This window comes from Micromonospora yasonensis, from assembly GCF_026013475.1.
Classification (GTDB): Bacteria; Actinomycetota; Actinomycetes; order Mycobacteriales; family Micromonosporaceae; genus Micromonospora; species Micromonospora yasonensis.
The window spans coordinates 1-13,367 of sequence record NZ_JAPDPH010000026.1; the positions used below are offsets into that span (position 1 = coordinate 1).

12 protein-coding genes are annotated in these 13,367 nt (G+C 72.6%); 9 read left to right on the top strand and 3 right to left on the bottom strand.

The features are described from left to right. Positions 1-89 precede the first annotated feature (89 nt). The 5 genes from ONA70_RS08400 to ONA70_RS08420 all read left to right on the top strand — a co-directional run bounded on the left by ONA70_RS08400 (position 90) and on the right by ONA70_RS08420 (position 5,596). Positions 90-1,277 (top strand): ABC transporter permease, encoded by a 1,188-nt coding sequence (locus tag ONA70_RS08400; protein WP_265005816.1) that lies wholly within the window; start codon positions 90-92, stop codon positions 1,275-1,277. Positions 1,278-1,280: 3 nt separating this feature from the next. Next, positions 1,281-2,561 (top strand): ABC transporter permease, encoded by a 1,281-nt coding sequence (locus ONA70_RS08405; RefSeq protein WP_265005775.1) that lies wholly within the window; start codon positions 1,281-1,283, stop codon positions 2,559-2,561. 107 nt (positions 2,562-2,668) lie between these two features. Further along, on the top strand, positions 2,669-3,376 hold the full coding sequence (locus ONA70_RS08410) for a cytidine deaminase (protein WP_265005776.1): 708 nt from the start codon (positions 2,669-2,671) through the stop codon (positions 3,374-3,376). A 156-nt stretch (positions 3,377-3,532) separates the two neighbouring features. After that, complete coding sequence (locus tag ONA70_RS08415) at positions 3,533-4,813, top strand: thymidine phosphorylase (RefSeq protein WP_265005777.1); 1,281 nt, start codon at positions 3,533-3,535, stop codon at positions 4,811-4,813. A 102-nt stretch (positions 4,814-4,915) separates the two neighbouring features. After that, a complete protein-coding gene (locus ONA70_RS08420) occupies positions 4,916-5,596 on the top strand; it encodes a DUF4272 domain-containing protein (RefSeq protein ID WP_265005778.1) in 681 nt (226 codons plus the stop codon). A gap of 1 nt (position 5,597) precedes the next feature. Here the strand turns inward: ONA70_RS08420 and ONA70_RS08425 are convergent, their stop codons facing one another. Together ONA70_RS08425 and ONA70_RS08430 are read right to left on the bottom strand one after the other, a co-directional pair. Continuing rightward, complete coding sequence (locus ONA70_RS08425) at positions 5,598-6,503, bottom strand: putative RNA methyltransferase (protein ID WP_265005779.1); 906 nt, start codon at positions 6,501-6,503, stop codon at positions 5,598-5,600. A gap of 1 nt (position 6,504) precedes the next feature. After that, a complete protein-coding gene (locus ONA70_RS08430) occupies positions 6,505-6,990 on the bottom strand; it encodes a MarR family winged helix-turn-helix transcriptional regulator (protein WP_265005780.1) in 486 nt (161 codons plus the stop codon). Between the two features lie 129 nt (positions 6,991-7,119). Here ONA70_RS08430 and ONA70_RS08435 point away from each other — a divergent pair, with 129 nt between their 5' ends. Continuing rightward, a complete protein-coding gene (locus ONA70_RS08435) occupies positions 7,120-7,533 on the top strand; it encodes a PPOX class F420-dependent oxidoreductase (protein ID WP_265005781.1) in 414 nt (137 codons plus the stop codon). A gap of 44 nt (positions 7,534-7,577) precedes the next feature. Continuing rightward, a complete protein-coding gene (locus ONA70_RS08440; protein ID WP_265005782.1) occupies positions 7,578-8,654 on the top strand; it encodes an adenosine deaminase in 1,077 nt (358 codons plus the stop codon). Here the strand turns inward: ONA70_RS08440 and ONA70_RS08445 are convergent, their stop codons facing one another. Continuing rightward, complete coding sequence (locus ONA70_RS08445) at positions 8,655-9,110, bottom strand: ATP-binding protein (RefSeq protein ID WP_265005783.1); 456 nt, start codon at positions 9,108-9,110, stop codon at positions 8,655-8,657. 343 nt (positions 9,111-9,453) lie between these two features. On the opposite strand from ONA70_RS08445, the gene ONA70_RS08450 reads away from it, so the two are divergent. Both ONA70_RS08450 and ONA70_RS08455 read left to right on the top strand, forming a co-directional pair. Next, complete coding sequence (locus ONA70_RS08450) at positions 9,454-12,960, top strand: sensor histidine kinase (protein ID WP_265005784.1); 3,507 nt, start codon at positions 9,454-9,456, stop codon at positions 12,958-12,960. Beyond that, entirely contained in the window at positions 12,957-13,361 is a 405-nt protein-coding gene (locus ONA70_RS08455; protein ID WP_265005785.1) for a roadblock/LC7 domain-containing protein, read from the top strand. Before ONA70_RS08450 ends, ONA70_RS08455 begins: the two co-directional genes overlap by 4 nt. The last annotated feature ends 6 nt before the right edge of the window (positions 13,362-13,367 follow it).

Sequence of the window (13,367 nt, forward strand, 5' to 3'; positions counted from 1 at the left end):
CCCCCCGGGCCGCGCCCGCCGGCGACACCGAGCGGGCGGTACCCGCCACCGCGACGAAGCAGCCCGCGGCCCAGGAGCCCCGCCCGTCGCTGGGCCGGCTCTTCCTGGACAACCTCTGGGCGGCGAACACGGTCACCGTCACCGTGCTCGCGGTGCTGCTGGCGATGCTGGTCGGCGCGGTGCTGATCATCGTCTCCGACCCCGACGTGCTGGCCACCTACGGCTACATCACCGCCCGCCCGTCGGACGCGCTGACCTCCAGTTGGACGGTCGTCAGTGAGGCGTACGCGAACCTGTTCAAGGGCGCGATCTTCGACCCGGACGCGTCCGGCTTCACCGCCGCGTTGAGCCCGATCTCCGAGACGCTCACGTACACCGCGCCGCTGGTCTTCACCGGCCTGTCGGTGGCGCTCGCCTTCCGGGGCGGCCTGTTCAACATCGGCGCCCAGGGCCAGGCGACCATCGGCGTGATCCTCGCCGCCGTCGCCGGCTTCGCGCTGCCGCTGCCGCCCGGCGTGCACCTGCTGGTCGCGCTGATCGCCGGCGCGGCCGGCGGCGCGCTCTGGGGTTTCGTCCCGGGCATCCTCAAGGCGCGGACCGGCGCCCACGAGGTGATCAACACGATCATGCTCAACTACGTCGCGGTCTACTTCCTGTCCTGGATCATCATCCAGAGCGGGGTGCAGAACCCGAACCGGTCCGACGCGATCAGCAAGCCGGTCGACTCCTCGGCCCAGCTGCCCCGGCTGCTCGGGGACAACCTGCGGGTGCACGCCGGCATCCTGCTGGCCGTGCTGGCCACCTGGTTCGTGGCCTGGCTGCTGAACCGTTCGACGCTCGGCTTCGAGTTCCGCGCGGTCGGCGACAACCCGGACGCGGCCCGGACCGCGGGCATCAGCGTCACCAAGACGTACGTACTGGTCATGGCGATCGCCGGCCTGCTGGCCGGCCTGGGCGGCTCGAACATGGTGCTCGGCTCGACCGCGGACGCGCTCACCCCGCAGGTGGTCGCGCAGATCGGCTTCGACGGCATCCTGGTCGCGCTGCTCGGCCGGGTGAGGCCGTGGGGCGTGCTGCTGGCCGCGCTGCTGTTCGGCGCGCTCCAGGCCGGCGGCAACCGGATGCAGTCCTACTCCGGGATCTCCCTGGAACTGGTGACCGTGCTCCAGGCGCTCATCGTCATCTTCATCGCCGCGCCGGCCCTGGTGAAGGCGATCTTCCAGCTCCGGGCCGCCCGCGCCGCCCGGCTGCAGACGAGCCTCGCGAAGGGCTGGTGAGGCATGTCCACCATGGCTGTCCCCGACGTCGCCGTCACCACCGTCGACGAGCGCTTCTGGACACGGCACCGCAAGACCGGCGCCGTTCTGCTGGCCCTGGGCGTGCTCGCGGCGGTGCTGTTCGGCGCGCTCGCCACCGGCGAGCAGGCCCGGTTCACGCTCAGCGAGACCGAGGGCGGTGCCGCCCTGGAGATCAACGGCACGGTCGGTGCGATCCTGTTCGGGATCATCGCCGCGGTGGCCGGCGCCGCGCTGCTCGCCGGCGTGCCGAAGCGCTGGTTCACCCTGGTGCTCGGCGCCGGGCTGGTCGCCTTCGTGCTCAGCTTCCTCTGCTGGCAGGTCTCCGCGGCCCCGGCGGGCCGCAACTTCATGCCGCTGGTCAACGTCGTCCGGGGCACCTTCATCCTGGCCCTACCGCTGATCTTCGGCGCCCTGGCCGGGGTGCTCTGCGAGCGGTCCGGCGTGGTCAACGTGGCGATCGAGGGCCAGCTGCTGATGGGCGCGTTCAGCGGCGCACTCTTCGGCAGCATCACCGGCAGCGTGTGGGTGGGGCTGGTCGCCGCGGCGATCGGCGGCGCGATCATCTCGCTGCTGCTCGCCGTCTTCGCCATCCGATACCTGGTCGACCAGGTGGTCATGGGCATCGTGCTGAACCTGCTGGCGGTCGGCGTCACCGGCTTCCTCTACGAGCGGCTGATGCAGACCGACGCGACCAAGTACAACAGTGCGCCCCGGTTCAGCAACTGGGAGATCCCGCTGCTCAAGGACATCCCGCTGATCGGGCCGGCGCTGTTCCGCGGCAACATCTTCCTCTACCTCGGCCTGCTGCTGGTGCTGGTCATCCACATCGCGCTGTTCCGTACCCGGTGGGGCCTGCGGACCCGCTCGGTGGGCGAGCATCCGACCGCCGCGGACACCCTGGGCGTCAAGGTGCTGGGCCTGCGCTACCGCAACGTGATCATGGCGGGCATGGTCGCCGGGATCGGTGGCGCCTCGTACACCCTGGCGCTCTACTCGTTCACCAAGAACATGATCGGCGGTAAGGGCTTCATCGCCCTGGCCGCGCTGATCTTCGGCCGGTGGAGCCCGACCGGGGCGCTGCTCGCGGCACTCTTCTTCGGCTTCGCCGACCAGCTCGCCACCTACCTGGGCGCGATCGGCAGCAGTATCCCGAGCCAGTTCCTGGCGATGCTGCCGTACCTGGCGACCATCCTGGCCGTGGCCGGGCTGGTCGGCAGGGTCCGGGCGCCGGCCGCCGACGGCAAGCCGTACGTCAAGGGCTGACCCCTCGCGACGCACCGTGCCCGGCGAGGGAGGCCTCGCCGGGCACCCTCGTCTCCGGGCCGCCACCGCGACCGATCAGCGTGAATTGGGGCAGAATGGGGGATGTGATGGAGATCGACTGGGAGCGGCTGCGGGCCGCCGCCACCGAGGTGATGCGGCACGCGTACGTGCCGTACTCGAAGTTCCCGGTCGGGGCGGCCGCCCTGGTCGACGACGGCCGGGTGGTGGTCGGCTGCAACGTGGAGAACGCCGCGTACGGAGTGGTGCTCTGCGCCGAGTGCGGGGTGGTCTCCTCGCTGCACGCCACCGGGGGCGGCCGGATCGTCGCCCTTTCCTGCGTCGACGCCACCGGCGAGCCGCTGATGCCCTGCGGCCGGTGCCGGCAGCTCCTCTGGGAGCAGGGCGGCCCAGAGTGCCTGATCGAGGCGAAGGGCGGCCCGCTGCGGATGGCCGAGTTGCTGCCGCACGCCTTCGACGTGGCCGACCTGGACGCGGTGACCGGCGAGCATCCGGTGCCCGTGGTGCCGGACCGGCTGGCCGCCTGGCGCGGTCGTGGCACCGTCTTCGTGCACCCGGACCTCTCCGCCGGGCAGCAGGTCTGGACGGCCTACTGGGAGCGGTCGGCCGGGGACACCGAGGGTGCCGAGACCGGCGTACTGGAGGAGGGCCCGACCTGGGACGACCCGGCCGAGGCGGTCACCTGGGGGCTGGCCCGTACGCCCCGCGTGGTGGTGGTGGACGCGTCGGGCACCATTTTCTGGGCTGGTGAGGGTGAGCCGCCGCTGGAGATCCCGGTTCGTTGGTCTGGTGCTTGAGCTTCTGGGGATCGGGCCGACGGTGACCGGCTCCGGGCGGTCAGGCTTGATCCCTCCGCCGGTCACGGTCGGCCCGATCCCTCCGTGGTCGCCGTCCGCAGGTCGGTTCGATCGTGCCCGACGCTTTGATTGATCTATTGATAGGAACTTCTGACAGTGAGTGCTTTCACGGCGGTTGACGTCATCCGGACCAAACGGGACGGGGGCGTGTTGAGCGACGGGCAGATCGACTGGGTCGTCGACGCGTACACCAAGGGGCTGGTGGCCGACGAGCAGATGTCGGCGCTGGCCATGGCGATCCTGCTGCGCGGCATGAGCGCCCCGGAGATCGCCCGGTGGACCGCCGCGATGATCGCGAGCGGGGAGCGGCTGGACCTCTCCCCGGTGACCCGGCCGACCGTGGACAAGCACTCCACCGGCGGCGTCGGCGACAAGATCACCTTGCCGCTGACCCCGCTCGTCGCCGCCTGCGGTGCCGCCGTGCCGCAGCTGTCCGGACGCGGCCTCGGGCACACCGGCGGCACCCTGGACAAGCTGGAGTCGATCCCGGGCTGGCGGGCGGCGCTCAGCAACGACGAGTTCATCGCTCAGCTCCGCGACGTCGGGGCGGTGATCTGCGCGGCCGGTGACGCGCTCGCCCCGGCCGACCGCAAGCTGTACGCCCTGCGCGACGTGACCGGCACCGTCGAGGCGATCCCGCTGATCGCCAGCTCGATCATGAGCAAGAAGATCGCCGAGGGCACCGGCGCCCTGGTGCTCGACGTGAAGGTCGGCTCCGGCGCGTTCATGAAGAACGTCGACGACGCCCGCGAGCTGGCCCGGACCATGGTCGAGCTGGGCAAGGCGCACGGCGTGCGGACCGTCGCCCTGCTCACCGACATGTCCACCCCGCTCGGCCTGGCCGTCGGCAACGCGGTCGAGGTGACCGAGTCGCTGGAGGTGCTGGCCGGCGGCGGCCCCGCCGATGTGGTGGAGCTGACCCTGGCGCTGGCCCGGGAGATGCTGGACGCGGCCGGCCTGCCGGACGCCGACCCGGCGGCGGCGCTGCGCGACGGCCGGGCGATGGACGCCTGGCGGACGATGATCCGCGCACAGGGCGGTGACCCGGACGCGCCGATGCCGGCCGCCAACGAGGTCGAGGTGGTCCGCGCGACCGACGACGGCTACATCGCCGGCATCGACGCGTACGCCATCGGGGTGGCCGCGTGGCGACTCGGCGCCGGTCGGGCCCGCAAGGAGGACCCGGTGAGCGTCCCGGCCGGGGTGGTGCTGCACAAGCGCCCCGGCGACCCGGTACGCGTCGGCGAGCCGCTGTACGAGCTGCGTGCCGAGCACGCCGAGCGGATCCCGGCCGCGCTCGCCGAGGCGGACCGGGCGGTGCGTATCGCGCCGGCCGCCCCGGCGGCGGCGCCGCTGGTCATCGAGCGGATCGGCTGATCGTTCCCAGTCATGGTGCGGTGCCGGCCGAGCGGCTATTCTCGCAGGCCAACGGGGAATCGGCCGGCGATGAGCCGTCGCGAGCAGACAGGGACCTGAGCCGTGCGCGTACCAGCCCCCGACCCCCGGGCCGTCCGTGAGGCGAGCCTCGACGAGCTGTCCCGGCTGGGTCTTCCGCTGCCGCCGCAGCAGTTCCCGCTGGTCTGGGAGCCGGGGGACGAGATCGAGCTGCGTCCCACCGTCGACCTCGAGGCCCGGATCGCGGTGCTGCACCTGATCCTGGCCCGGTGCTTCGGGATGCCCCCGCAGGCGGCGATGAGCTGGCTGCTGGAGTCGCACCTGGTCGAGACAGTGACGCCGCCGGAGTGGCAGTTCGTGATGGGCGGCAAGGGTGACCACCGCTCCTTCGTGCTGCACCACGACGCGCTCTTCTCACTGGCCTGGGTGCTCGGGCTGACCAAGGAGCTGGACCCCACCGTGCCGGTGGACGAGCGGCTGGTCGAGCGGATGCCCAACCTCGTCGCCGGGGAGACCTTCCCGCAGTGGCGGGCCCGCATCCTGGCCGCCCCGCAGCATCCGGCCGACGCCGCCGCCCTGCTCGACCTGCACTACTGCCTGGACTGGGCGTACCTGGAGTCGGAGGAGGCCGGGCGGGCGCTGCCCGGGCTGGTCGACGCGAACGCCATCGGGCAGCGCCGGTGGGCGCTGGAGTGGGCGGTGGTGCTACGCGGGCCGTACCACGACGAGCCGCCCGGCTGGGAAGAGGTGGACCTGTCCACCTGAGCTACGTCGGCCGGTGCACGGCCAGCCGGACGGCGAGGGTCACCGGCACCGGCTCGGGCAGCGTGGCGATCCGCTCGGCGAGCCGGGCCGGATCGGTGTGCCAGGCGCTGGGTCCCATCCCGACCAGGGTGGACACCTCGGGGCGGGTCAGCGCCAGCCGGGCCCGGTGCACCGTGGCCGACTCCTCGGCGAAGTGGGCGCCCAGGCTGCCGGCGACCCGGTCCGCCTTGGCCGGGTCCACCCGCAGCAGGTCGAGCGCATCCACCAGTTCGGCGAGGTGGTCCGCGGCGGGGGCGACCACCAACAGCGCGCCCGCCGGGTCGAGCACCCGGTGGAACTCCGCGCCGTTGCGCGGCGCGAACACGTTCAGCAGCACGGCCGCCGAGTGGTCGGCCAGCGGCAACCGCTGCCAGGTGTCGGCCAGCGCCGCCGCGGCGCGCGGGTGGGCCCGGGCCGCGCGGCGCAGCGCAGGCTTGGCCACGTCCAGGGCCAGGCCGACCGCCTCCGGCAGCGCCGCCAGCACCGCCGCGAGATACCAGCCGGTCCCGGCACCGGCATCCACCACCAGGGGGTACGCCCCGCCTGCTGCGGTGTCCGTCCGGGTGAAGCGGGCCGGCGGGCCGACGGCGCGTACCCGGTCGGCCACCTGGCGGGCGGTGGCGGCGAGGGCGGCGGCGACGGTGTCGTAGTGGCCGGCGGCGAGAAAGTCGGCGCGGGCGGCGACCATCTCGGCGCTGTCCCCGGTGTGCGGGGCGCGGCCGGCGAGCAGGTTGACGTAGCCCTGGCGGGCGATGTCGAAGCTGTGCCGGCGCGGGCAGCGCAGTGCCCGGGCGGTGCCGGCGGTGGTCTGGGCCAGTGGCTCGCCACAGACCGGGCAGCGCAGGCGGTCCAGGATCCGGGGGTCCATGTCAGACCTCCGCCCGGCCGCGCCGTTGCTCGCCGGCGGCGAGGTGGTCGACGACCCGGTGGGTGAGCGCGCCGAGCGCCTCGATCTCCTCGGCGGTGAGCAGGTCGATGAGGTGGCGGCGGACGGCGGCGACGTGGCCGGGGGCGGCGGCCTCGACGGCCTGCCGGCCGGCCGCGGTGAGGGCTACGACCGAGCCCCGGCCGTCGGACGGGCACTCCTCCCGGATGACCAGGCCGCGCTGCTGCATCCGGGACAGGTGGTGGGAGAGCCGGCTGCGTGACCAGAGCATCCGGTCGGCCAGCTCGCTGAGGCGCAGTCGCTGGTCGGGCGTCTCGGAGAGGTCGGAGAGCACGTCGTAGTCCGGCTCGGAGAGGCCGGCGTCCTGCATCAGCTCCCGGGCCAGCTCCAGGTCGAGCAGCCGGCGCATCCGGCGGTACCCGCGCCAGGCCCGGTCCTCGCGCTCGTCGAGCCAGCGTGGTGCGTCCATGCCCCGATCCTAGCCAGGTGGTTGACATGTCATCAAAGCGGCTCCTAGGGTCGGTGACATGTCAATCACATCGCCGCTCGACCAGCTCGGCCGGCTGGCCGCCGCGCTCGCGCCGCCGCTGGTGGCGGCATGACCGCCCGCCTCTGGGAGCTGTTCGGGGAGCGCGGGCGCGGGGTGCTGGTCACCCTGCGCCGGGACGGTCGCCCGCAGCTCTCGAACGTGGACTACCTGGCGGAGCCGGGACTGATCCGCTGCTCCACCACCGGCGATCGGGCCAAGGTGCGCAACCTGCGCCGTGACCCGCGTGCCAGTTTCCACGTCACCACCGCCGACGGCGGGGCGTACGCGGTGGCCGAGGGCGTCGTGACTCTGACCCCACCGGCGGCGACCGCCGACGACGCCACGGTCGACGAACTGGTCGAGGTCTACCGGCGGATCCGGGGCGAGCATCCGGACTGGACGGACTACCGGGCGGCCATGGTGGCCGACCGCCGGCTCGTTGTCCGGCTCGCCGTCGAGCGGGTGTACGGCTGGCGGCCGTGAGCCGGCCCGGTCCCGTGCCGCAGCACATGCCCTAGTGTCTGAGCATGGTCGCAATCTCGTACGAGGACATCGTCAAGGTCCCGAAGGCGTTGCTGCACGATCACCTCGACGGCGGGCTACGGCCCGCGACGATCGTGGAGCTCGCCGCCGAGGTCGGCCACGAACTGCCGACCGCCGACCCGGAGGCGCTGGGTCGCTGGTTCGCCGAGGCGGCGAACTCCGGCTCGCTGGAGCGCTACCTGGAGACCTTCGCGCACACCGTGGCGGTGATGCAGACCGCGTCGGCGCTGCGCCGGGTCGCCCGCGAGTGCGCTCTCGACCTGGCCGCCGACGGCGTGGTCTACGCCGAGGTCCGGTTCGCCCCCGAGCAGCACCTGGAGCAGAACCTCACCCTCGACGAGGTGGTGGAGTCGGTGGTCACCGGGTTCCGGGAGGGGAGCGCGCTGGCCGCAGAGGCGGGCCACCCGATCCGGATCGGCACGCTGCTGACCGCGATGCGGCACGCGGCCCGGTCCCAGGAGATCGCCGAGCTGGCCGTCCGGCACCGGGACACCGGGGTGGTCGGCTTCGACATCGCCGGCGCGGAGGCGGGCTTCCCGCCCACCCGGCACCTGGACGCCTTCGAGTACCTCCAGCGGGAGAACTTCCACTTCACCATCCACGCCGGCGAGGCGTTCGGGCTGCCGTCGATCTGGCAGGCGATCCAGTGGTGCGGTGCCGACCGGCTCGGCCACGGCGTCCGCATCGTCGACGACATCACTCCGGGAAACCCGCCGGTGCTGGGCCGGCTGGCCGCGTACGTCCGGGACAAGCGGATCCCGCTCGAGCTGTGCCCGTCGTCGAACGTGCAGACCGGCGCGGCCGCCTCGATCGCCGACCATCCGATCGGGCTGCTCCGCGACCTGCGCTTCCGGGTGACGGTCAACACCGACAACCGGCTGATGAGCGGCACCTCGATGTCCCGGGAGATGGCGCTGCTGGTGGACGCCTTCGGCTACGGCTGGAAGGAACTCCAGTGGTTCACCATCAACGCGATGAAGAGCGCCTTCATCCCGTTCGACGAGCGCCTGCGGATCATCGACGAGGTGATCAAGCCGGCGTACGCCAAGCTGATCGGCTGATCACTGGTGCTGATGCGGGTGGCCGGCGAGTCGGGCCACCCGGCGCAGCACCTCCCCGGCCCGGGCGGCCTCGGCGCCCAGCCCGGTCTGCCGGCGCAGCACCGCGGGCTCGGCCCGCAGCAGCGCCACCCCGCGGCGGATCAGCACCTGGGGCGCCTTGCGCTGCTCAGAGAGGTCGCGGGCCAGCCGGCGGACGAAGGTCGCCCCGCGCGGCCGGCGCAGCGCGTACGCCCCGGCGAGCAGATCGCGTCGCCGGCACTCGGCGACGATCTCGGCGGCGAAGATCCCTTCGGCGACGAAAAATGACGAACCGGTTACCTCGAATGGCCGGGTGGCCACCCTCCGGTCTGCGCCGATCGCATAAACCGGCACTTCGGCCTTGCCGTCCCGGGCCAGTCGGGCAATGGTGTCCACCGCCGAGTCCGCGTCCCAGGACAGCGGGGATTCCCAGTCCACTTGTCCGTTTCGCCGCGGACACGTAGGGTCATCGCCGTCCTTGTAGAAGTCGTCCAGGCACAGCACCGGAAGTCCGGTTCGCTGGGCAATGTACGACTTTCCGGAGCCGGAGGGGCCGGCGAGCAGGACGACGCGGTGACGATGTTCCATTACTTCGAGTGACTCCGGCCAGACGGATTGCTATCAAATTGCATCAACATCTCATCACACCTCTCGCGAGGGACAACCTGGGCTTTCTCTTTGGGGGGCGGCGTGATGGAATCTCGGAGGTCCGACCCGCCGGGTCGGTCGCTCGGCGTTGCCCAGAGGCGACGTCCGTACGCGGTAATGCGAGGGCGGTGACGTGAGCAAACGGCCAACGACGGCGGGCTCCTTCCTGTCGCGTCTGCGCCGGCCGGCCAGCCGGCTCCGCGACATGCCGATCTGGTCCAAGCTCGGTCTGATCATGATCGTGCCGACCATCGCCACGGTCGTGGTCGGCACCAGCGGTCTGGTCGACCACCTGCAGACGCTCAACAATGCCAACCGGGCCGGTGACTTGGCCAACCTCATCGGCTACTCCGGTAATCTGGTCGACACCCTGCAGGACGAGCGGGTCGCGGCGGTGCTGTGGCTGAACGCCAACAACAGTGCTCCGACCAAGGCCGAACAGGTGCAGATCAACGCCCGCTACCAGGAGGCCTACAACCGGGCCAACCAGCGGGTCGACCAGGAGAAGACGCCGTACTCCCGGCAGCGGCAGACCATCGACAACCTGCCGAAGAGCTTCCAGGTCCTGCTCGGCAAGGTCGACCAGAGCCTGGCTGACCTGCCCAGCACCCGCAGCCAGGTGCTCAACGGCAAGCTGAAGACCAGCGACGCGGAGAAGACGTACGAGGTCCTGATCAACGACCTGCTCGCGATCCGCGACTCGTCCACCCAGCTCGCCGGCAACAACGACCTGAGCGACCGGATGCGGGCCGCCGCGGCGGTCGCCCGGCAGAAGGAGTACCTGTCGCAGCGCCGGGTGGTCATCCATCAGGCCCTGTTGCAGAAGAGCCTCAGCCCGGTCCTGCGGGACGAGTACATCGCCACCGGCACCGGCCAGGAGCAGGCGCTGCAGAGCTTCAAGGCGGTCGCCAGCCAGTCCGACGCCGAGTTCTACGACCAGACGGTCTCGGGCCCGGACCTGCGCGAGTCGACCGCCTACCAGCGCTCGATCGACACCAGCGTCACCGGCAGCCTGGCCGGCCTCAAGTTCGGCCCGGACCAGTGGGACGCCGCGATGGTGGCCAACGACAAGCTGATCCTCACGGTCGAGTCGCGACTGGACGGCAGCGTGGTCCGCCAGGCCGAGAGCCTCCGCAGCGACACGCAGCGCCAGGTGTTCCTGGAGACCGGCCTGCTGCTGACCATGCTGCTGCTGGCGATCCTGTTCGCGTACCTGGTCGCCCGCTCGATGGCACGCTCGCTGCGCGAACTGCGCCAGGGCGCCCTGTCGGTGGCCCAGTACGGACTCCCGCAGGCGGTGGCCCGGCTGCGTGACCCGCAGGTCACCGGCCAGCTCTCCCCGGTGCAGCTGGCCAACCAGATCGCCGAGCCGCTGCCGGTCCGGACCAGGGACGAGTTCGGCCAGGTGACCGAGGCGTTCAACGCGGTCCACCTGGAGGCGGTCCGCACCGCGGCCGAGCAGGCCGCCCTCCGGTCGTCCGTCGCGACGATGTTCGTCAACCTGGCCCGCCGGTCGCAGATCCTGGTCGACCGCCTGATCGGTCACCTCGACCGGCTGGAGCGCGGCGAGGAGGACCCGGACCGGCTGGCCGAGCTGTTCCAGCTCGACCACCTGGCCACCCGGATGCGCCGCAACGACGAGAACCTGCTGGTCCTCGCCGGTGCGGACTCCACCCGTGTGCAGCGCGAGCCGGCCGCCCTGATCGACGTGCTCCGCGCCGCCCAGTCCGAGGTCGAGCACTACACCCGGATCGAGTTCGGCGTGATCGACCGGGACATCGAGATCGCCGCGCACGCGGTCAACGATCTCGTGCACCTGGTCGCCGAGCTGTTCGACAACGCGACGGCCTTCTCCCCACCGGATTCCCACGTCATGGTGGAGGCCCGGCGGGTGGGTGACCGCGCCTCCCTCTACGTGGAGGACCGGGGCATCGGCATCGGCCCGGAGCAGCTGTACGAGCTGAACGAGCGGCTGGCCACGCCGCCGCAGGTGGACGTGGCGGTCTCCCGGATGATGGGCCTGGTCGTGGTCGCCCGGCTGGCGTCCCGGCACGGCGTCAAGGTCGAGCTCCGGCCCGGCGCCGACCGGGGTACGGTCGCCGACGTCACCCTGCCCTCGGCGGTGCTGGTGCCGCGCGCCCTCTCCGGCCGTGGCCCGCAGGCCGCGCCGGCCCTCCCGGCCGCCAACAGCGGCCTGCAGCCGGGCGGTCCGGCTCCGGCGTTCGGTGCCCTCGCCGCCTTCGGCAACGGCCCGCACACCCCGCCGGCCCCGCGCCCCGGCGCGTCCGGCAACCAGGTCACCCTCGGCGGCCGTACGTTCGACCCGGTACCGCACAACGGCTCCGGCGCCCCGAGCACGCCGGGCGGGCCGCGCTCGATGCCGGCCTGGTCCGACCTCACCGGCGCCAGCGCCCTCGCCGGCGGCGACAGTTTCAGCCCGCGGCCGTCGAATGGCCAGCCGATCGAGCCGCTGCCGCAGCGGCGCAACCCGGCCGAGGGCGACCCGACCATCCCGCGGCAGCTGCCGAGCAGCCCGGAGGCGAGGCCGTACAACCCGCCGCCGGTCTCGGCTCCGCCGCTGCCGCCGGTCTCCGGTGTCCCGGTGTCCGCGTCGCCGGTCTCCGGGCAGCCGATCTCCAGCCAGCCGTACTCCGGCCAGCCCTACACCGGCCAGCCCTACACCGGTCAGCCGGTGTCGGCCTCGCCCGCCCCGGGCCAGCCGGTCTCCGCGCCGCCGCTGAGCCAGATGCCGCCGCGTCCGGTCCCGCAGGCCGGGCCGCCGAGCGTCGGTGCCCCGCCGGCCTGGCCGCCGGTCGCCGCCGACCCGGCCGCCCCCGCGGTGCCGGAGCGCCTCGCGGCCGGCCTGGACATGACCACCGAGCTGCCGCGGGTGCCCCGGCCGGACACCCCGCCGCCGGCCGTCAACCGGCCGGTGCCCGCGCCGCGGCCGGCCCCGCAGCAGGCTGGCAACCGCCAGCGGTACGCGGACGAGACGATGGAGCTGCCGATCTTCCGGGAGCTGGAGTCGGCCTGGTTCCGTACCCGGCGGCCGGGGCCGAACGAGGAGGCCACCACGGCCCAGGCCGCGGCGGCGAACGGTGCGGCGGCGACCCAGCAGTTCGGCAGGGTCGACGCCACCGGCCGGGCCGCCCAGCAGACAACACCCGCAACGACAGGTAACACGCCGATGGCACACACCCCGGCGGCCGGCGGAGCGCCGCGCGACAACGGATCGGCGAACGGGGGCAGCCGCCCCGGTTACGCCGAGGCGCTGCCCAACCGGCGGACGCAGCAGCAGTCTCCCGGTTGGCAGACCGCGGCTGACGACGGCTGGCGGGCGGCCTCGGCCGCCACCGAGGTCCCGGTCGCCGAGACCACCCAGAAGGGCCTGCCCAAGCGGACCCCGATGGCGCAGCTGGTGCCGGGTGGCATCGAAAAGCCTTCCGCGTCGGTGCAGCGGCGGACGCCGGAGGGCGTCCGGGGTCTGCTCTCGGCCTACCATCGCGGTGTGCAGCGGGGGCGTAACCACCCGTCCGACAGCAACTCGGCCGGCCCGGAGGCGACGCCGGGCGGTCAGCAGTCCTCGCAGCCTGGCTCAGGCCCAGTGGCCGGGAGCGGGCAGAAGGAGCAACAAGGATGACAAGTACGCAGGATCTCGGATGGCTGCTCGCCAACTTCTCCGACCGGGTGCCCGGTGTGGCGCACGCGGTCGCGGTCTCCGCCGACGGCCTGCTCCTCGCTTCGTCCCGTGACCTTCCGCGGGACCGCGCGGACCAGCTCGCGGCGATCGCGTCCGGCCTGGTCAGCCTGACCCAGGGCGCGGCTCGCTGCTTCGAGGGCGGGGCGGTGCTCCAGACCGTCGTCGAGATGGACAACGGCTTCCTGTTCCTGATGTCCATCTCGGACGGTTCGTCGTTCGCGGTCCTCGCCGCGCGCAGCTGCGACGTCGGGCAGGTCGGGTACGAGATGGCCCTGCTCGTCGACCGGGTGGGCGACGCCCTGACCCCACAGCCGCGTACGGCTGTGGGGATGATGGGCTGATCGACG

Excerpts from the sequence above, each read along its gene's own strand:
- ONA70_RS08405 (WP_265005775.1), top strand. The coding sequence starts at position 1,281 with ATGTCCACCATGGCTGTCCCCGACGTCGCCGTCACCACCGTCGACGAG.
- ONA70_RS08410 (WP_265005776.1), top strand. The coding sequence starts at position 2,669 with ATGGAGATCGACTGGGAGCGGCTGCGGGCCGCCGCCACCGAGGTGATG.
- ONA70_RS08425 (WP_265005779.1), bottom strand. The coding sequence starts at position 6,503 with ATGGACCCCCGGATCCTGGACCGCCTGCGCTGCCCGGTCTGTGGCGAG.
- ONA70_RS08430 (WP_265005780.1), bottom strand. The coding sequence starts at position 6,990 with ATGGACGCACCACGCTGGCTCGACGAGCGCGAGGACCGGGCCTGGCGC.
- ONA70_RS08435 (WP_265005781.1), top strand. The coding sequence starts at position 7,120 with ATGACCGCCCGCCTCTGGGAGCTGTTCGGGGAGCGCGGGCGCGGGGTG.
- ONA70_RS08440 (WP_265005782.1), top strand. The coding sequence starts at position 7,578 with ATGGTCGCAATCTCGTACGAGGACATCGTCAAGGTCCCGAAGGCGTTG.
- ONA70_RS08455 (WP_265005785.1), top strand. The coding sequence starts at position 12,957 with ATGACAAGTACGCAGGATCTCGGATGGCTGCTCGCCAACTTCTCCGAC.